This window comes from Achromobacter deleyi, assembly GCF_013116765.2.
GTDB classification, from domain to species: Bacteria; Pseudomonadota; Gammaproteobacteria; order Burkholderiales; family Burkholderiaceae_B; genus Achromobacter; species Achromobacter deleyi_A.
In genome coordinates, this window is sequence record NZ_CP074375.1 from 163264 (window position 1) to 181972 (window position 18709).

The following is an 18709-nucleotide window of genomic DNA, read 5'->3' on the forward strand; positions in this document are numbered from 1 at the left end:
GGGCTTATCGTATGTAGTGGCGGGTGTGATTCCCTCAGCTTGCCGCCATGCGGCGGTCGCCGGATAGCGTGCGCGCGATCTCGCGCGACTGCTGCTGCAGGTTCATTGCCAGCAGCGATAGCCGGTCGGGGCGCATGCGCTCGTCGATCGCCGCGATGCTGATGGCCGCGATCGGGCGGTCCAGGGAGTCGAAGATGGGCACGCCCACCGCGGTTACGCCCAGCGTGACGCGATTGCGGATGAAGGCGTAGCCCTGGCGGCGCGTGGCCTCGACGGCGTGGCGCAGGTCGCTTTCGGTCAGTCCCGCCTCTTCCTGCACGCAGGGAATGACAAGCGCCATGACTTCCTCGAACTCCTGAGCGGGCAGATGGGACAGGATGGCCAGTCCGCCCGCGCCCAGGCCCAGCGGGCGTCTGCTGCCGATGGACAGCGTATTCACGCGTATCGGCGAGGGGCCCTCTTCGCGGGCCTGGCACACCGATTCGATGCCGCTGCGCACGGTCAGGTAGACGGTATCCCCCAGCTCTTCGGCCAGATGCTGCATGGCGCTTCGGCATTGCTCGCGCAGGTCGAACGAGGCGGCGGCGGCCAGCCCCAGCTCGAACGCGAGGGGCCCCAGGGAATAGCGCTTGCCCGTTTCGCGCTGCACGACCAGCCGTTCCTGGATGAGCTGCTGCAGGAGGCGATGCACCGTCGAGTGCGCCAGCCCCGTGGCTTTGGCCAGTTCCGTCAGCGCCAGGCCCCGCCGTCCCGACGTGGCCATCAGCTTGAGCAATTGGACGGAGCGCTCGATGACGCCGGGCTCGGCCGTCTTGCGTGGGGTGGTCATAAGTAATGTCCGGTGAACGGAAAAATTATCTGGGTCTATGGGGGCGAATTATATATTTGCCTCAAACGACACCATAAATATTTCTGTACAGCGGACATTTCTCCGCAGGCGGAGAGGAGACAGGCATGAACTCGGCACTTCCACATTCCCCCCTTCGGCGATCCCTGCTTGCAGGCGCCCTGGCCATGGCGCTGGGCGGCCTTGCCCGGGCGCAACCTGCCGCGTATCCGGCGCGCGCCCTGAACTGGGTAGTGGGCTTTCCCGCTGGCGGCGGCACGGATGCCCTGGCGCGCACGGTGGGGGCGGGGCTGGGCGAACGGCTCAAGCAAAGCGTGGTGATCGACAACCGCCCGGGCGCGGCCGGAATCCTGGCTGCCGACAGGGTGTCGCACGAAGCGCCGGACGGCTACACGCTGCTGACCGGCGATATTGCGATTCTGGTGTTCAACCCGGCGATCTATCCCAATGTGCGCTACGACCCGCTGAACGACTTCACGCCGGTGGCCCTGATGGCGCAGTTTCCGCTGATCATCGCTACGCATCCGGGCAGCGGGCTGCGCAGCATGGCCGATGTCGTCCAACTGGCGCGCGCGCATCCCGAGCAGGCCCTGTACGGCTCGGCCGGCGTGGGCACGCCGCATCATCTTGCGATGGAGATGCTGCAGAACGAGGCAGGCATCAAGGCCGAGCACGTTCCGTACAAGGGCGATATGCCCGCGCTCCAGGACCTGGCCGGCGGACAGATCCCGCTAGCCATCCTGGCGCCGGCGGTGTCGCTGCCGTATTTCAAGAGCGGCAAGCTGGTGCCCCTGGCCGTCACGTCCGACGAACGGCTGGCGCAGCTGCCCGATGTGCCCAGCCTGAAGGAGCTGTCGCTGGCGAAGGCGGGTGTGTATGCCTGGCAGGGCCTGGTGGGGCCTCGCGGCATGCCGCCGGCGGTGGTGGGCAAGCTGAGCGCGAATGTCGCGGATGTGCTCAAGGATCCGGCGGTGGTGGCCAAGCTCGCCGAGCTGGGCATGCAGCCCAGTCCCGCGGATGCGCAAGGCATGGCGGACCACATCCGTTCGGAGCAGCAGCGCTGGGTGCCGCTCATCAAGGCCCGCGGCATCAGGAGCAACTAGGTCATGAACAGGTTCGATGTCGTAATCGTCGGATTCGGTCCCACCGGCGCCACGCTTGCCAATCTGCTGGCCGGCAGGGGCCATCGGGTGGCGATCGTGGACAAGTCCCCGGATATCTATCCCTTGCCGCGCGCCATCACGGCGGATCACGAGGCGCTGCGCGTATTCCAGGAATGCGGCCTGGCCGACGCCATCGAGGCCGGCTCCGTGCCGCATCCCGGCACGGACTACCTGGGGGCGGACGGGCAGGTGATCAAGCGTTTCTACCCGCTTGCGTCGGCGCGTCCGCTGGCCTGGGAGCCGACCTTCATGTTTGCGCAGCCGGAGCTTGAGGCGGTGCTGCGCCACGGGCTCAAGCGTTTTTCGCAGGTTGAGTATTTTCTGGGAACGGCCTTTGAGCATTGCGAGCAGCACGCGGATGGCGTGGCCGTGCATCTTCAAGGCCGCGACGAACCGCTGCAGGCGCGCTATCTGCTCGCCTGCGACGGCGGCCGCAGCGCGGTGCGCAAGCAGTACGCCTTGCCGGTGGAGGATCTGGCGTTCGATGAAAGCTGGATCATCGTCGACGCGCACCTGCGGCGCGACATGCAACTGCCCGCCCGCTGCGTGCAGTATTGCCGGCCGCAACGGCCAGGCACCTATATCGTCGGTCCGGGACCGCTGCGGCGCTGGGAGATCAAGATGCTTCCGGGGGAGACGCCCGGCGATTTCCAGGAAGAGGCCGCGGTGCGCGGAGTGTTGGCCGAATTCACGGACGAATCCGGCCTGGAGATCATCCGCACCGCGGTGTACCGGTTCCATGCGCTGGTCGTCGAGCAATGGCGGCAAGGGCGCGTGTTCCTGCTGGGCGATGCGGCGCACCAGATGCCGCCGTTCATGGGGCAGGGGCTTTGCGCCGGGGTGCGCGACGCGGTCAACCTGGCCTGGAAGCTGGACCTGGCGATGCGCCATGGCGCCGATGAGGCGATCCTGGACACCTACATGCAGGAGCGCAAGCCGCACGTGAAGACAGTGGTCGAGCATGCCAAGGAGTTCGGCCTGATCATCGGCGAACTGGATCCGCGCGCCGCGCGCGAACGCGATCGGCGGCTGACGGCGGAGATGGCCAGCGGCCGCGCCGAAACGGTCAGACAGAAGTTCATCCCGAATCTGGCCCATGGCCTGATCGACACCGATGCGCAGGGGTTGCCCCGCGGCGGCGCGGGGCAACTGTTCGTGCAGCCCTGGGTGCGCGCGGCGCCGGAGCCCTGGCGCCGCCTGGACGACGTCACCGGGTTCTCGTTCCTGCTGGCCCTGCGCGATGCCGATCTGCTGGCGCAAATGCCGGCTTCCGCCCGGCAGGAGTGGGAAGCGATGGGCGGACAGTATGTCGTGATGGGGGGCGAACGCGGGTGGCAGGAACGCGATGGCCTGTTTGCGGCCTGGGCGGCGGAGCACGGCGCGCAGGCCGTGCTGGTCCGGCCTGACCGCTATGTCTATGGCACCGCGCAAGACGGCGCGGCGCTCAACGCGCTGGTCTCCAGCCTGCTGGCGCGCCTGCGCCCTTGGGCCCTGGCGACCGGGCAAGCTTAATCCGAGTGAGATATGACGCAACATGAACACCAATCCGGCCTGGCGGGAAAGACCGCGCTGGTCACGGGCGGGAGCAGCGGGATCGGGGCCGCCACGGTGCGCCTGCTGGCCGCGGGCGGCGCCCGGGTCGCCATCGGCTACCTGAATGGCGCCGACCGCGCCGAGGCGCTGCTTGCCGGCTTGCCGGGCAGCGGCCATTTCACGGTGCGCCTGCCCTTGTCGGATCGCGCGCAGCAGGAGGCGGCGGCCGAAGCTGTCGGCGCAAGGTTCGGCCAGCTGGATGTGCTGGTGCATTCGGCCGGATACACGCAGCGCGTTGCCCATGCCGATACCGATACGCTGACCCCCGAGCTCTACAACGAAATCCTGACCGCCAACGCGGGAGGACCCTACGCGATCACGCGGGCCTGCCTGCCGTGGCTGCGCAAGGCGCCGGAGGCGGTCGTGGTCGCCGTGTCGTCGGTGTCGGCGTACACCGGATCGGGCAGCAACATGGCGTACTGCGCGGCCAAGGCGGCGCTGGACACGACGGTGCGCTCGCTGGCCCGGGCCTTCGGTCCGATCCGCTTCCTGAGCGTTTCCCCGGCGGCCGTGGATACCGAATTCGTGGCGGGCAGAAGCCGCGAAGACCTGCAAAAGCACGCGGCCCGAACGGCGCTGGGCCGCGTCGTCACGCCGGAGGATGTGGCCCAGGCCATCATCGCCTCGGTGACGATGCTGAAGACGGCGACCGGCGTGCGCCTCGTGATCGACGGGGGCCATTCGCTATGAACCGGATCGACGCCAGCCATGATCCCGGACTGCGCAGCTGGGTGGACAGCGCGAATGCCGCGGATACCGATTTCCCGATCCAGAATCTGCCTTTCGCGGCGTTCAGCCGGGATGGTGAAAAGACGCGCATCGGCGTCGGGATCGGCGACCGCATCCTGGATGTGGCGGCGCTTGCCCCGCATCTGGAAGGCGCCGCCAGGGCGGCGGCGCATGCTTGCGGGCAGCCCGTCCTGAATCCGCTGATGCTTCTGGGCGCGCCGGCGCGCAGGGAGCTGCGGCTCGCGCTCTCGCATGCGCTGGCGGTGCGCGCTGGCGAGCCCGAGGCCTGGCTCAGGTCCGCGCTCTACCCGCAGTCCGAGACCCGCCTTCACCTGCCGGCCCGCATCGGCGGATTCACCGATTTCTTTGCCTCGATCGACCACGCCACCAATGCCGGCAGTCTGTTTCGTCCGGACGCGCCGCTGCTGCCCAATTACCGCCACCTGCCCGTGGCCTACAACGGCCGCGCAAACAGCGTGCGCTGCGAGCCGGACATCGCCCGGCCCCGCGGCCAGATTCGGATCGAAGGCGACGACCTGCCGGCCTATCTGCCCAGCCGCAGGCTGGATTACGAAGTGGAGCTGGGCGGCTACGTGGGTACGGCCAGCCGTCCCGGCAGGCCGGTGCCCGTGGGCGAGGCCTGGGACCACTTCTTCGGTTTCTCGTTGCTGAACGACTGGTCGGCCCGCGATATCCAGGCCTGGGAATACCAGCCGCTGGGCCCTTTTCTGGCCAAGAGTTTTGCGACCAGCGTTTCACCGTGGGTCGTCACTGCCGAGGCGCTGGCGCCTTACCGGGGGCCGGCGCGTCCGCGCGGCGAGCAGGCCCCTGCCTTGCTGCCGCATCTGCATGACGCGGCGGACCAGGAAGCCGGCGCGCTGGACATCACGCTTGAATTGCACCTGCGCAGCGCGCGCATGGCGCAGGAAGGGCTGCCGCCTGTGGTGCTCTCGCGCGGCAATGCCGCCACGCTGTACTGGACCTTCGCGCAGATGCTGGCGCATCACACCAGCAACGGCAGCAGCCTGGACGCCGGCGATCTGCTGGGGTCGGGCACGGTGTCGGGGGCCGGCCGCGACAGCTGGGGCAGCCTGCTGGAAATCACGCGGGGCGGCGCCGAAACGATCCGCCTGCCCACGGGCGAGACGCGCGGCTTCCTGGCCGATGGGGACGAGGTCATCATCACAGGACACTGCGAGCGGCCGGGCCTGGCGCGGATCGGCTTCGGGCAATGCCGCGGCCGGATCGTGGCGGCGGGAGCGCAAGCATGATTATTGAACAGCGCACCTATACCACCCACCCCGGCAAGTGGCGCGACTACCTTGCGCTGTACCAGGCCGAAGGCCTGGCGGTGCAGCAGCGCATCCTGGGGCGCATGGCCGGCTACTACTACAGCGAGGCCGGCGCGCTGAATCAGATTGTCCATCTGTGGGCCTACCAGGATCTGAACGAAAGGGCGGAGCGCCGCGCCGCCCTGGCCGCCGATGCGCAATGGCAATCGTACGTACGCAAGATGCTGCCGCTGCTGCAGACGCAGGAGTCCAAGCTGCTGGTGCCCGCGCCGTTCTTCACGCCTCAATGGCAAGCCTGAGAATAGAGAGAGACCTCCATGACTGTTGCCGTCCAAGACACCTTGCAGTACCAGAGCGGATTCGGAAACCGGTTCGAGTCCGAAGCCGTGGCCGGGGCCCTGCCCACAGGCCGGAATTCCCCGCAGCAGGCGCCGCACGGGCTGTATGCGGAACTGCTTTCGGGCGCGGCCTTCACCGCGCCGCGCGAACATAATCTGCGCACCTGGATGTATCGGATCCGCCCCGCGGCAATGCACGGCCGCTTTGCGGAAGTGGCGGTCCCGCATTGGCAGACCGGGCCCTTCAACGATGCGCCCACGCCCGCCAACCGGCTGCGCTGGAATCCCTGGGACATGCCGGAGACACCGGTGGACTTCATCGACGGCGTGCGGACGGTGGCCGGCAACGGCGACGCGCATGCGCAAGTCGGCGTCGCCACGCATGTCTATGCCGCCAATCAATCCATGCACCGCCGCTACCTGATGAATTCGGACGGCGAAATGCTGCTGGTGCCCCAGCAAGGCGCCTTGCGGCTGCATACGGAACTGGGCAGGCTGGATGTGGCGCCCGGCGAGCTGGGACTGGTGCCCCGGGGCATGCGCTTCAGGGTGGAACTGCTGGACGGGCAGGCGCGCGGCTATATCTGCGAAAACTATGGCAGCCCCTTCCGCCTGCCGGAACTGGGCCCGATCGGCTCGAACGGCCTGGCCAACGCGCGCGATTTCCTGACGCCCGTCGCGGCCTATGAGGAAGACGATGCCCCGGTCATGGTGGCCAACAAGTTCCTGGGCCGGTTCTGGCAGGCCGAACAAGCCCATTCGCCGCTGGACGTGGTCGCCTGGCATGGCAATCTGGTGCCCTACAAGTACGATCTTGCGCGGTTCATGGCGGTGGGCAGCATCAGCTTCGATCATCCAGATCCGTCCATCTACACGGTGCTGACGTCCGGCACCGACACGCCCGGCGTGGCCAACTGCGATTTCGTCATCTTCCCGCCGCGCTGGCTGGTGGCGGAGGACACCTTCCGTCCGCCCTGGTTCCATCGCAACGTCATGAGCGAACTGATGGGGCTGGTGCAAGGCGTGTACGACGCCAAGGCCGAGGGCTTCGTCCCCGGCGGCGTGAGCCTGCACAACTGCATGCTGGCGCACGGCCCCGATGCCGCGACCTTCGAGAAGGCCAGCCAGGCGGCGCTGGCGCCGCACAAGGTGAAGGACACGCTGGCCTTCATGTTCGAGAGCCGCCACGTTTTCCGGCCGACTGCGCAGGCGCTGGCGGCCCCCAATCTCCAGCCCGACTATGACAGTGTCTGGGCTGGCTTCAACCGCCATTTCGAGCGGCGCTAGCGTTCGACAACAGGAGACAGACATGATCAACATCAGACGCCGCCAGCTCATGCAGCTGGGCCTGGGCCTGGCGGGCGGGGCGATCCTGCCCGCGGCCCATGGCCAGTCCGAGTATCCCGCCAAGCCCTTGCGGCTGATCCATGGCTTTGGCGCCGGAGGCAACGCCGACGTCGTGTCGCGACTGATGGCCAGGCAGCTGGCGCAATCGCTGGGCCAGCCGGTGGTGGTGGAAATCAAGAGTGGAGCGGGCGGACGCATCGCCAGCGACTCGGTCGCCAAGGCCCGGCCGGACGGCTACACGCTGGTCATGCTGACCGGCGCGCATACGGTGTCCGCCGCAATGACGCGTGAGCTGCCCTATGACCCGGTCAAGGACTTCAGCTTCCTGTCGACGGTCTCGTCCTTTCCCTTCGTCATCGCGGTGCGGGCGGACCATCCCGCCAAGACACTGGCCGATCTGCTGGCCCTGGCCGCAAGCGAACCCGGACGCGTCACGTTCACCTCGGTGGGCGTGGGGTCGACCCAGCACATGACGGGCGAGCTTCTGGGAGCCGCCGCCAACGTAAAGCTGCTGCACGTTCCCTATCGGGGCGGCGGCGCGCCGGTGGAAGCGGTGATCGCGGGCGACGTGGATATTCTGTCCGACACCTTGACGGTCGCCGGTCCGCAGATCAAGGCGGGGCGGCTGCGCGCCCTTGCGGTGACCAGCGCCCAGGCGTGGCCCGGCGCGCCTGGCGTCTCCACGGTGGCGCAGACGCTGCCGGGCTTCGAGGTGCGCTCATGGCTGGGCCTGGCGGCGCCGGGCGGATTGCCGGACGCCATCGTGGACCGCCTGAATGCCGCGATCGCTCAAGCCTTGCAGGCGCCGGAGGTGCAGCAGACCCTCGCCGCGCTGGGCAGCGAGTCCGCTCCAGGCAGCTCCCGCCAGATGCGGGCGCTGGTGGAGACCGAAGTCGCGCGCTGGCGCGGGCTGGTGCAGGAAACGGGCTTGTCGCCGGTGTGAACGGGCTTATTCGCCGAACTTGATGCCCTGGGCCAGCGGCAGCTGGCGCGAGTAGTTGATGGTGTTGGTGGCGCGGCGCATGTAGTTGCGCCACGAATCCGAACCCGACTCGCGTCCGCCGCCGGTTTCCTTTTCGCCGCCGAACGCGCCGCCGATCTCGGCGCCGGAGGTGCCGATGTTCACGTTGGCGATGCCGCAGTCCGAACCGGCCGCCGACAGGAAGGTCTCGGCTTCGCGCAGGTCATTGGTGAAGATGGCGGAAGACAGGCCTTGCGGCACGCCGTTCTGCATGGTCAGCGCGTCGCCGAATTCCTTGTAGCGCATCACGTACAGGATGGGCGCGAAGGTTTCGTGGCAGACCACGTCGGTCTGGCCGGGCATCTCGGCGATCGCCGGGCGCACGTACCAGGCGTCCGGATACTGGTCGGCCAGCACGCGCTCGCCGCCCGTCACCTTGCCGCCTTGTTCCCTGGCGGCCGTCAGCGCGGCCTGCATCGCATCGAAGGACACGCGGTCGATCAGCGGACCGACCAGCTTGCCTTCGTCCAGCGGATTGCCGATGGGGGCGCTGGCATAGGCCTTGTGCAGGCGCTGGACCAGTTCGTCGGCCACGCTTTCGTGCACGATCAGGCGGCGCGTGGTGGTGCAGCGCTGGCCGGCCGTGCCGATGGCTCCGAACACGATGCCGCGCGCGGCCATGTCCAGGTCGGCCGTGGGGCCGACGATGATGGCGTTGTTGCCGCCCAGCTCCAGCAGCACGCGGCCGAAGCGCTGCGCCACGCGCGGACCCACCTGGCGGCCCATGCGGGTCGAGCCGGTGGCCGACACCAGCGCCACCGAATGCGAATCCACCAGGGCTTCGCCGACCTCGCGGCCGCCGATCAGGACTTCGGACAGGCCGGCGGGGGCGTCGCCGAAGCGCTGCGCCGCCTGGGCGAACAGCGCCTGGCAGGCCAGGGCGGTCAGCGGGGTCTTTTCCGACGGCTTCCAGACCACGGCGTTGCCGCACACAAGCGCCAGCGCGGCATTCCACGACCAGACGGCGACCGGGAAGTTGAACGCGCTGATGACGCCCACCACGCCCAGCGGGTGCCAGGTTTCCATCATGCGGTGGCCGGGACGCTCGGAGGCGATGGTCAGGCCGTACAACTGGCGCGACAGGCCCACGGCGAAGTCGCAGATGTCGATCATTTCCTGAACTTCGCCTTCGCCCTCGGCCAGGATCTTGCCGGCTTCCAGGCTGACCAGGCGGCCCAGCTCGCGTTTGTGCTGGCGCAGCGTCTCGCCCAACAAGCGGATCAGTTCCCCCCGGCGCGGCGCCGGAACGTCGCGCCATGCCAGGCTGGCCTGGCGCGCGCGGGTGATGGCCGAATGGGCCTGGGCGACCGTGTGCTCGTGCAACCGGGCCAGTTCGGCGCCATCGATCGGGCTGCGCGCGATCAGCGTGCCGCCGGTAAGCGAGCTCGGATTCAGTCCGAGATTGCGCAGGATGTCTTGGGGGGTGTCCATGCCGGTTCCTTGGATGGCCTGCGAAGGGAGCGCCTTCGCTTAAGGGTTATGCCTAAGTGGCGATTCTGGAAAAAAATTTACTATACGAAACTATCGCGTGAAATGCGAAATATTTTTAGGTGGCAGGCCCCAGCGCAGTACTCATCCCAAGGTGAACCCGTGGCGGAACCGTTGCTCGTTGTCCAGGCAGTCACCAAGACCTATCAGCGCGACGGGCAACCCCCGCATCTGGCGCTGGACGGCATTGATTGCCAGCTGGACCGCGGCGAAGTCATGGTCGTGGTCGGGCCGTCCGGCTCGGGCAAGAGCACCTTGCTGCGCACGCTGAACGGCCTGGAGACCATCGACAGCGGCACGATCCGCGTGAGCGGCGTGTCGCTCACGGATCCGGCCACCGACGTCAACCACTGGCGCACCGAGGTCGGCATGGTGTTCCAGCACTTCAACCTGTTCCAACACCGTACTGCGCTGGACAACGTGGCGCTACCCCAGCGCGTGGTGCGCGGCCGCGGCCGCGCCGACGCCGAGCGCTACGCCCGCGAACTGCTCGGCCGGGTCGGCATGGCCGAATACGGCGACCGCTACCCCAGCCAGCTGTCGGGCGGGCAGCAGCAGCGCGTGGCGATCGCCCGCGCGCTCGCCATGGACCCCAAGCTCATGCTGTTCGACGAGGCCACCTCGGCGCTCGACCCCGAAACCGTGGGCGGCATTCTTGAACTGATGCGCGCCCTGGCGCGAGACGGCATGACCATGGCGGTGGTGACCCACGAAATGGGATTCGCCCGCGACGTGGGCGACCGGGCGCTTTTCATGGACGCCGGCCGCATCGTGGAAATGGGCACGCCGGACGAGGTATTCGGCCATCCCAAGGAAGCGCGCACCCGCGCCTTCCTGGAAAAGATTCTGTAGTCGCCGGTCCGGCTTATCCGGGCGCTGCCGGCGCGATGTGCCTTGCCCGGAATGACATGGGTCCAATCACCACAAGGGGTGTGAAATGCTGAAAATCAAACAATGGCTGGGTGTGGCCGGCGTCGCCCTGGCGGCCGCCACCGTGGCCCTGCCGGCACAGGCGGACGAACTCGGAGACATCATCAAGCGCGGCGAACTCCGGGTGGCGGTGCAGACCTCCGGCCCGCTGATGAGCTTCATGGACAAGACGGGCAAGCGCACCGGGCTGGCCGTGGAAGTGGCCCAGCGCATGGCCGACGACCTGGGCGTGAAACTCGTGCTGCAGGACTATGAATGGAAGGGCCTGCTTCCGGCGCTGCTGTCCGGCAAGGCCGACATGGTGGCCGCCGACATGACGCCCACGCCGCAGCGCGCCGCGCAGGTGCTGTTCTCGGCGCCGATGTTCTACGCCGACACCGTCGCCGTGGTGCCCAAGGACTCGCCGTACAAGTCCTTCCAGGAGCTGGACAAGGCCGGCGTCAATGTCGGCGTGCTGGGCGCCAGCACCTACGCGGAAGTGGGCAAGAAGATGCTGCCCAAGGCCACGATGAAGGAATTCTCGGGCGGCAGCGCCCCGGTCGGCCAGGCGCTTTCCAGCGGCCGCCTGGACGCCGGCATCATGTCGCTCTCCACCGCCAACCAGTTCCTGGTCGACTTCGGCAACCTGCGCGTGCTGGACGGCGTCATGGTGCGCGAGCCCCTGGCGTTCGCCGTCGGCCCCAACGCCTTCCGCCTGAAGTTCTGGCTGGACAACTGGCAGACGCTGAAGACGGCGGACAACACGCTGCCGGAACAGGTGAAGTACTGGTATTCCACCGATTGGAAAAAAGACCACTGATAGGCGGCAACGAAGCCCATGGACTGGTTGATCGACTTCTATAACTGGCGCATTGTCAGCCAGTACACGGGCCAATTCGCCACGGGCCTGGCCAATACCCTCATCGCGGCGGGCGCAAGCCTCGTGCTGTCGGTGTTGGCCGGCATTCCGCTGGCGCTTGCCCATATGTCGTCGCGCGCGCTGGTGTGGCGCCCGGTGGCGGCCTATGTGCAATTCATCCGTTCCACCCCCTTGCTGGTGCAGATCTACCTGGTCTACTACGCCGTGCCCATGCTGGTCCCGGGCGCCAAGGGCTGGAGCGAGATGCTGCTGGGCATCATGGCCATGACGCTGCACCACGCCGCCTACATGAGCGAGATCATCCGGGTCGGCATCGAATCCGTGCCGCGCGGCCAGGTCGAAGGCGCCAAGGCTTGCGGCATGAACTACCACCAGCGCCTGCGCTATGTCGTGCTGCCGCAGGCCTTCGTCAATACGCTGCCGCCCCTGCTGGGCCAGACCGCCGTGCTGATCAAGGACACCTCGCTGCTGTCGCTGATCACGGTGTTTGAACTGGTCGCGGCCGGCGTGCAGATGAACAGCGACCGCATCGTGCCAAATGAAAGCTTCCTGACCATCGCCGCGGGCTATCTGCTGATCTACGGCGTCATGCTGTTGTTGTCCCGGGGCGTGAGCCTGTGGCTGGCGGGTCCGGCCTGGAACGCGAGGTAAGCATGCTGGATTCCTATCTTTCCACCGCCGGCGTCGTGCTGCCCTTCCTGCTGAAGGGCTTCTGGGAAACGCTGAAGATCTCCTTCGTGGCCATCATCGCGGGCTCCTTGCTGGGCTTCGTGATCGGCGTGATCCGCAGCTACCGCATCCGCGGCCTGCACCAGGTGCTGGGCCTGTACATCCATATCCTGCGCGGCACGCCCTTCCTGGTGCAGCTCTATATCTTCTACTTCGTGCTGCCCAGCTCCGGCATCGAGCTGCTGCACTGGGACTCCGGCACGGCGGCCTTCGTGTCGCTGTCGGTCTACACGTCCTGCTATGTCGCCGAGATCGTCATGGGCGCCATCCAGGCCGTGCCGCGCGGCCAGACGGAAGGGGCGATGACGCTGGGCCTGCGGCCCTTGCAGATCTTGCGGCTGGTCATCCTGCCGCAGGCCATGCGCCTGATCGTGCAGCCCATGAGCGGCGTCTACGTCATGCTGATCAAGAGCACGGCCATCCTGTCGGTGGTCGGCATCACGGAACTGACGCGGCAGGGCGAGGTGTTCATCATCACCTTCCCGGCCAAATCGCTGTTCATCTACGGCATGATCGCCGCCATCTACTTCATCTACTGCTACCCGCTCCTGCGCCTGGCCAACTGGCTGGAGAAGCGCCTGACCGGGGGCCTGCAGGGCGCAAGCCTACACTGAGCCGACGTCATGGTCTCCGAGTACATCGACACCTACTACAAGCGCACTCTCGCCGACAGTGAAACCTACTACCCGCCGCTGGCGGGCGCGGCCAGCGCCGACGTCTGCGTGGTGGGGGCCGGCCTGGCGGGCCTGTCCACCGCGCTGGAACTCGCGCGCCGGGGGCGCAATGTCGTCTTGCTGGAAGGGCGGCGCATCGCCTGGGGCGCCTCGGGCCGCAATGGCGGCTCGGTGTCGCCGGCATTTTCCGCGGGCGCCGACGCCATCAGGAAACATGTAGACGAAGACCACTACCGCCAGCTCTATCGGCTGTCGATGGAGGGCGTGGAGATCATCCGCGACAACATCCGCGACCTGCGCATCGCCGATGCGCACCAGGTGGATGGGCGGCTGAGGGTCGTCCGCTACGAGGCGACCGACGCGCTGCGCCAGTGGTGCGACAGCCAGCAGCGCGATTTCGGCCGCGACGTCCGCCTCCTGACCCGCAGCCAGGTCCGCGAGAAGCTGGTGTCGGACGTTTATTTCCAGGGCGTCGAGGATCCGTCGTCCTTCCATTTCCATCCGCTGAACTACGCGCGGGCGCTGGCTCGCGAGTGCGTCCGGCTGGGCGTGCGCATCCACGAAGACTCTCCCGTCGTGCAAGCCACGCTGGAAGGCGCGGTCAAGCACCTGAAGACCGGGCAGGGTCAGATCGACGCGGGCACCGTGGTGCTTGCCACCGGCGGCTATACCGGCGATGTCGTGCCCGCGCTGCGCCGCGCGATGTTGCCCATCGCCACCTACATCATGCTGACCGAACCCCTGGGCGAGCGAGTGCTGGAAGCCATCCGCACCACCGCCGCCATCGGCGACGACCGGCGCGCCGGCAACTATTATCGTGTCCTCGATGGCGGTCGTATCGGCTGGGGCAGTAGAATCACCACCCGTGTCGATGACCCGCCCGATCTGGCCGAGTCCCTGCGCCGTGAATTGCTCTCCGTTTATCCCCAATTGCAGGGGCTGCGCGTGGAGACGGCATGGTCGGGACGCATGGCCTACGCGCGGCATCTGATGCCGCAGATCGGCCGGCTGGCGCCCGATGTCTGGTATTGCACGGCGTTCGGCGGGCATGGCATGAACACCACCTCCATCGGCGGACGCGTCGTGGCCGAAGGGATCACGGGCGACACCCAGCGCTACAAGCTGTTCGAACCTTTCGGGCTGGCCTGGAACGGTGGCGGCTTGGGCACGGCGGCGGTTCAACTGACTTATTGGTCTTACCAGGCGCGCGATTGGTGGCGGGAGCATCAATCGCGGGCATGACAGGGTATACAGATGCAAGGCAACAAACAGAGCGCATTGGCACAACGGCTGCGAGCCTTGCGCCAGGCGCGCGAATGGACTCTGAAGCAGGCGGCCGCGGCCACCGGCGTGTCCGCATCCACCTTGTCAAAAATCGAAAACAGCCTGCTGTCTCCCACCTATGACAACCTGATCAAGATCGCGGCGGGGCTGGACCTGGACGTGGCCGAGCTCTTCACCGCGTCCGACGCCCACATGGGTACCGGCCGCCGCAGCCTGAGCCGCCAGGGAGAAGGGCGCCAGTACGAAACCCCGTACTACGACCACCGGCTGCTGTGCACCGCGCTGTCGCACAAGCGCATGATGCCGTTCCACACCCGCGTCAAGGCGCGTTCCTTTGACGAATTCCAGGACTGGAGCCGCCACGGCGGCGAGGAATTCGTCTATGTGCTGGAAGGCGAGGTCCAGCTCTACACCGAGTTCTACGAACCCGCCCGCTTGAAGGCCGGCGAAAGCTTCTATATAGACAGCCGCATGGGGCACCGGGTGATCAGCCTGAGCCCGGAAGACGCGGTGGTGCTATGGGTGTCCACGCACACCGATATCGGCGAAGAATAGGGCGCGGCCCCGCTTTCTCCGCAACAAGGTAAAATGCGGCGCCCGGACAGGTTCCGGGCATCACCACACCGCGCGGCAGTAGCTCAGCTGGATAGAGCACGGGCCTTCTAAGCCCGGGGTCGGGGGTTCGAGCCCCTCCTGCCGCGCCAATAAACTGCGTAAATACAAGGCCTTACGGGTGTGTTGTGTTCGCTAACAGGCTAATCATTAGAATAAAAAAGCCTGCGTTAGAACTTCACTCCGTCGCCGTGGCCTTTTTCACCCGCCGCCTGTCGTAGTGCTTATGGGTCGTCGCGGGGTTAGCGTGGGCGGCGAAATCGTATGCATCCTGGTCACGGTTCGTGATCTTAGTCGTGATTGCGGCCGGTCGGATTTCCTGCAGGTTGAAGTACAGCGGATGGCCCGTGAGGGTCTTCTCTGTCACTGCCGCGTCATGCGTCAGGATCCAGGCCAACTGCGCATCCTTCCAGCTTGAGGCCCACCCATGGCGCGTGTAGGCCTCTGACTGCTTGGTGGGGGCAAATAGGTAGGGGCTGCTCGTGTTCTTGCGATCTAGCGACCGGGCAACGACAACGCGCAGCCGCTTCGACCATTCCCGGACCTTCAGCACTTCAACTTGCCCCTTCTTCCTCTTGGTCGATAGGACACTCACACCTTCTTCGGTCAAGCCGGATTTTAGGAATGGCCGTGTCTCCGATGAGCGGAAGCCAGTCAGGTAGGTGAACATGGCAGCGCAACCTATGATCCGGTAGTTTTCGCGTTGCTTCACGCCCATAGATAAAAGCGTAGGACTTGGCTGCGGTCTATGGCCTTGGTCGCTGACGTGGAGCGGTTCTTCCTCATGTTGATGAAGGGGGTGGCCGTTCCCCGCGATAAATGGCGAGCTCTGTATGGAGCGTTGTCTGAAGATCTTGGGGACGCTGCGAAGCAGGCTGGCCCTGAGGCCTTCGACTCATGGTAGTGGGCAAACCGGTTCACGCGGGATCAAATGGGGCGTCCGGACAACCTGGCCAGCATCGCGGGGGCGAAACACTCCGGAGAAGATATTCACTGCTGCGATGTCTGGTAGCCAGGACGGCGACACGATGTTGCGTCGTGTGGTTGGCGCGATCCCGAAGGAGAATCGCAAGGATCTGGCCGCTGCAGTGATCCAACGCATGGGGCGCGCCACGGCGGGCAATCACAACGAAGTTGGAGACGCTTTTAGGGTGACTACGTTCCTGTCCAATTGGAACAAGCTATCGCCAAAGGCTAGGGCTACGCTATCTGGCCGTGCAGGAGCCGACAAGCTATTGGGTGAGTTGGAGAATCTGGCCGGTCTGACCGCAGGTGTGGGCGGAGCAAATCTACTGGCCCGGGTCATGCCCAACCCGCAGTACATCGCACGTTTGGCTGGCCGGACCACGCTAAGTCTGCCCGGGGTTGCTGCGGGGCTTCAAGGACTTGTCCCAAAGCAGTAGCTAGCGCATGAAGACCTTCGCTATGACGAAGACAACACATCCGATGATAAGAATCGGCAGCGGAAGGAGGCCAAGGCCCGAGAAGATAAAGCCCAGTTCTCCGCCGCCGCATCGGCTGGCAGACGCGGACTTATAAATGATCGGCTATCAACTTGTAAACGGCTTCGACGGCGTGATCATGAAAACCGCAGAAGGCGCGGCAAACATTTTCCCCAATGACCTAGAAAATTCTGAGTGGCTCGCCTATCAAAACTGGCTAGAAGCTGGGGAAAGCCCACGCCAGCTGGGGATCTATCATTTGCTCGCTCTCCGGGGAAAACCGACTGAGCTCTATTGATACCGTGCCGCATATTTGTTGTACGATCTGCGCAAAGAATTTTTGCAGAGGCACTATGTCGGAGTTCGAATATAGACCCATCGAGAGCGGCGCAGACCTGGATAAGATCTTGGCTCTCATGAAGGCTGCGTTCCCGTCCGCGACGATTTTCACACCCGAGTATTTGAAATGGCTTTATTGGGAAAACCCTGTGGGCGATGCCGTGGGGTTCAACTGTTGGGCCGGAGATGAACTGGTTGGCCATGTCGCTTCGCTGCCCCAAACCGTCGTAATCAAGGGGCAGGAAGAGAAGGCGATTCTGCTTCTGAATGTGGCAACGCACCCGAAAACACGCGGCAAAGGTCATTTCGTCGGTCTGGTAAAGCGCACCATAGAAGCGGCGACCGAGCAAGGGTATGCAGCGGTACTGGGTGTCGCGAATGCCCAGACCTACCGCGCATATGAACTGAAATTCAAGTTCCAAAACGTCGCTGGTCTGGCCGCTCACGTCGAGATGCTGCCGCATAGTGTGAATATGCATTGGGCCACCGAGCGCGCCGACCTTTTCCAGAAGTGGAACGACGAGTCGCTGGCGTGGCGTCTGCGAAATCCGAACAATCCGCTTAAGGTGGTCAGCACCGAGCATGATTGCATCGTCGTGGAAGGCAAGTCTTCCATGCCAGTGATCCGGTCTAGGGCTGTTATCCCGAGGGGCAGCCTGAGGGCGCGGGTGTCGCGCTCGCGGCTCAGGTCGATGGGGCCGGCGGTTGTCATTGGGTTGACACCAGAAGGGACGATGCGTCGCCGTCTGGCAATGGATGTGCCTGAGAAACTGAGGCCGTCGCCCCTGAGGCTGGTCTACAAGAACCTGAGACAGCCGGACGACAAGCTGAACCCGTCCGACGTGCTTTACAGCTTTATAGACTTCGACGCCTTTTAACGGCGCTGCCAGCACCAACAGACCCGCTTCGGCGGGTCTTTTTACGTCCAAAGGAACAGGCGACGATGCGAGTCGCTATTGCGGTCATGGTGTTCATGGGTGCGGGGTATTCCTGGTACGACACAAAGAGCGTGGACACGCTTGAACGCGTCGTCAGCAGCGTCAATTCGATCCAGACAGACGTTCTTCTCATCAAGAAGGACAACGAGCGCAAGGATTGGGCATCTACAACGCGGCAGGCAGCGCAGCGGTAGGGCTGATCCAGTTCATGCCCGCAACGGCAAGAGGTCTCGGGACAGCGACTGGCAACCTAGCGACCGCTGTCAGCGGTTGACCAGCTTGACTGGGTCGAGAAGTACTCCAGCCCTACAAGGGTCGTCTGAAGACCCTGAGAGATGTCTCTATATGGCGATCCGATGGCCTGCAGCCATTGGCAAGCCGGAATCGGCGCCCCTCTGGTCGCAAGCTGCCGAAAGGTGCTCGATTCCAATGTGACTTGTGTCGATCACGGAGTCACCTGATAACCACGCTGTTGCATGCAACTGCCATAGGCGGAGGAAATGGCCGCATTTTCCTGCGCCGCATTTCCGCGGTCCTGACGGCGATCCTGGCGCTGCCGCGAGCCGCCCACGACCATCCCCGCGACCGCCGCATCCTTCGCCTGGTTCTGCCGGTACTCTTGTTTGACATCATCGTCCACGCGGTCATAGACCTCCTCGTGCTGGCGACCGCGCGCGCCCGCTACCGTCGCGCCCGCCGCCGCGCCGGCAGCAGCGCCACGGGCACGTCCACCAGCCTGCGGACTATCCGTGCTGGCGCTGCTCGGGCTGCCGGCCTGGGCTTGGCAGGTGGCTATGTCTTGCTGGGTGGTTTCGGGAGACTGCCCTTTCAGCGGCGTTACCGTCTGTGCGGCGGCGCAAAGGCAAAACATGGAGAGCAGGGGGGCTGTGCAGGGGAATATGGACTTTTTCATGGAAAACTCCATTGATGTTCAGGGGCCCTGGATCTTGCAGATTAGTCCCGAATCTTGAGCAAGACCTCTATTTTTGCAATTCCGCCGCTTCCGTCATCGCGTCAATCCCGCCGGCGGTACGGAGCGGCCATTTCCTGCCGTGTAAAAGTGCTTGCTTCCGTGTGTAGGCGT

General features: G+C 65.4%; 20 protein-coding genes and 1 tRNA gene. 17 read left to right on the forward strand and 4 right to left on the reverse strand.

Annotation, left to right across the window (positions count from 1 at the left end; genetic code table 11):
* Positions 1 to 34: 34 nt before the first annotated feature.
* On the reverse strand, positions 35 to 829 hold the full coding sequence (locus tag HLG70_RS00695) for an IclR family transcriptional regulator (RefSeq protein ID WP_171664813.1): 795 nt from the start codon (positions 827 to 829) through the stop codon (positions 35 to 37).
* 125 nt (positions 830 to 954) lie between these two features.
* Here HLG70_RS00695 and HLG70_RS00700 point away from each other — a divergent pair, with 125 nt between their 5' ends.
* The 7 genes from HLG70_RS00700 to HLG70_RS00730 are packed head-to-tail and all read left to right on the forward strand — an operon-like array spanning position 955 to position 8252.
* A complete protein-coding gene (locus HLG70_RS00700) occupies positions 955 to 1950 on the forward strand; it encodes a Bug family tripartite tricarboxylate transporter substrate binding protein (RefSeq protein WP_171664812.1) in 996 nt (331 codons plus the stop codon).
* A gap of 3 nt (positions 1951 to 1953) precedes the next feature.
* Positions 1954 to 3522, forward strand: a complete 1569-nt coding sequence (locus HLG70_RS00705) for a bifunctional 3-(3-hydroxy-phenyl)propionate/3-hydroxycinnamic acid hydroxylase (protein ID WP_171664811.1) — start codon at positions 1954 to 1956, stop codon at positions 3520 to 3522.
* A 12-nt stretch (positions 3523 to 3534) separates the two neighbouring features.
* Positions 3535 to 4293 (forward strand): SDR family NAD(P)-dependent oxidoreductase, encoded by a 759-nt coding sequence (locus HLG70_RS00710; RefSeq protein ID WP_171664810.1) that lies wholly within the window; start codon positions 3535 to 3537, stop codon positions 4291 to 4293.
* A complete protein-coding gene (fahA, locus tag HLG70_RS00715) occupies positions 4290 to 5603 on the forward strand; it encodes a fumarylacetoacetase (protein WP_171664809.1) in 1314 nt (437 codons plus the stop codon). Before HLG70_RS00710 ends, fahA begins: the two co-directional genes overlap by 4 nt.
* The gene (locus HLG70_RS00720) at positions 5600 to 5923 is read left to right on the forward strand and encodes an NIPSNAP family protein (RefSeq protein WP_171664808.1); all 324 of its coding nucleotides are present in this window, start codon (positions 5600 to 5602) and stop codon (positions 5921 to 5923) included. The genes fahA and HLG70_RS00720 overlap by 4 nt, the downstream gene beginning before the upstream one ends.
* Before the next feature lie 18 nt (positions 5924 to 5941).
* Positions 5942 to 7249 carry a homogentisate 1,2-dioxygenase gene (gene hmgA / locus HLG70_RS00725; protein ID WP_171664807.1) on the forward strand — a complete coding sequence of 436 codons (1308 nt, stop codon included), beginning with the start codon at positions 5942 to 5944 and terminating at the stop codon, positions 7247 to 7249.
* A 22-nt stretch (positions 7250 to 7271) separates the two neighbouring features.
* Entirely contained in the window at positions 7272 to 8252 is a 981-nt protein-coding gene (locus HLG70_RS00730; protein ID WP_234103321.1) for a tripartite tricarboxylate transporter substrate binding protein, read from the forward strand.
* 6 nt (positions 8253 to 8258) lie between these two features.
* Here HLG70_RS00730 and amaB read toward each other — a convergent pair whose 3' ends face one another.
* Positions 8259 to 9761 (reverse strand): L-piperidine-6-carboxylate dehydrogenase, encoded by a 1503-nt coding sequence (gene amaB, locus HLG70_RS00735; protein ID WP_171664806.1) that lies wholly within the window; start codon positions 9759 to 9761, stop codon positions 8259 to 8261.
* 159 nt (positions 9762 to 9920) lie between these two features.
* Here amaB and HLG70_RS00740 point away from each other — a divergent pair, with 159 nt between their 5' ends.
* The 7 genes from HLG70_RS00740 (at position 9921) to HLG70_RS00770 (ending at position 14998) form a co-directional block, all read left to right on the forward strand.
* Complete coding sequence (locus HLG70_RS00740) at positions 9921 to 10670, forward strand: amino acid ABC transporter ATP-binding protein (protein WP_234103323.1); 750 nt, start codon at positions 9921 to 9923, stop codon at positions 10668 to 10670.
* A gap of 85 nt (positions 10671 to 10755) precedes the next feature.
* Positions 10756 to 11547: an ABC transporter substrate-binding protein gene (locus HLG70_RS00745; protein ID WP_171664805.1), complete on the forward strand. Its 792-nt coding sequence runs from the start codon at positions 10756 to 10758 to the stop codon at positions 11545 to 11547.
* An 18-nt stretch (positions 11548 to 11565) separates the two neighbouring features.
* Positions 11566 to 12258 (forward strand): amino acid ABC transporter permease, encoded by a 693-nt coding sequence (locus HLG70_RS00750; protein WP_171664804.1) that lies wholly within the window; start codon positions 11566 to 11568, stop codon positions 12256 to 12258.
* Between the two features lie 2 nt (positions 12259 to 12260).
* Positions 12261 to 12950 (forward strand): amino acid ABC transporter permease, encoded by a 690-nt coding sequence (locus tag HLG70_RS00755; protein ID WP_171664803.1) that lies wholly within the window; start codon positions 12261 to 12263, stop codon positions 12948 to 12950.
* Positions 12951 to 12959: 9 nt separating this feature from the next.
* Entirely contained in the window at positions 12960 to 14252 is a 1293-nt protein-coding gene (locus tag HLG70_RS00760; protein WP_171664802.1) for an NAD(P)/FAD-dependent oxidoreductase, read from the forward strand.
* Positions 14253 to 14264: 12 nt separating this feature from the next.
* Positions 14265 to 14849, forward strand: a complete 585-nt coding sequence (locus tag HLG70_RS00765; protein WP_171664801.1) for a helix-turn-helix domain-containing protein — start codon at positions 14265 to 14267, stop codon at positions 14847 to 14849.
* A 72-nt stretch (positions 14850 to 14921) separates the two neighbouring features.
* Positions 14922 to 14998: transfer RNA gene (locus HLG70_RS00770), tRNA-Arg, on the forward strand.
* An 86-nt stretch (positions 14999 to 15084) separates the two neighbouring features.
* On the opposite strand, the gene HLG70_RS00775 is transcribed toward HLG70_RS00770, so the two are convergent.
* The gene (locus HLG70_RS00775) at positions 15085 to 15576 is read right to left on the reverse strand and encodes a hypothetical protein (protein ID WP_171664800.1); all 492 of its coding nucleotides are present in this window, start codon (positions 15574 to 15576) and stop codon (positions 15085 to 15087) included.
* An 869-nt stretch (positions 15577 to 16445) separates the two neighbouring features.
* Between HLG70_RS00775 and HLG70_RS00780 the strand changes: the two genes are divergently transcribed.
* From HLG70_RS00780 to HLG70_RS00790, 3 genes are all read left to right on the forward strand, one after another.
* Complete coding sequence (locus tag HLG70_RS00780) at positions 16446 to 16646, forward strand: hypothetical protein (protein ID WP_171664799.1); 201 nt, start codon at positions 16446 to 16448, stop codon at positions 16644 to 16646.
* Positions 16647 to 16701: 55 nt separating this feature from the next.
* Entirely contained in the window at positions 16702 to 17565 is an 864-nt protein-coding gene (locus HLG70_RS00785) for a GNAT family N-acetyltransferase (RefSeq protein ID WP_171664798.1), read from the forward strand.
* Between the two features lie 65 nt (positions 17566 to 17630).
* Positions 17631 to 17819, forward strand: coding sequence for a hypothetical protein (locus HLG70_RS00790; protein WP_171664797.1), 189 nt, complete (start codon positions 17631 to 17633; stop codon positions 17817 to 17819).
* 251 nt (positions 17820 to 18070) lie between these two features.
* Here the strand turns inward: HLG70_RS00790 and HLG70_RS00795 are convergent, their stop codons facing one another.
* Entirely contained in the window at positions 18071 to 18538 is a 468-nt protein-coding gene (locus HLG70_RS00795) for a YMGG-like glycine zipper-containing protein (protein WP_234103326.1), read from the reverse strand.
* Positions 18539 to 18709: the final 171 nt, after the last annotated feature.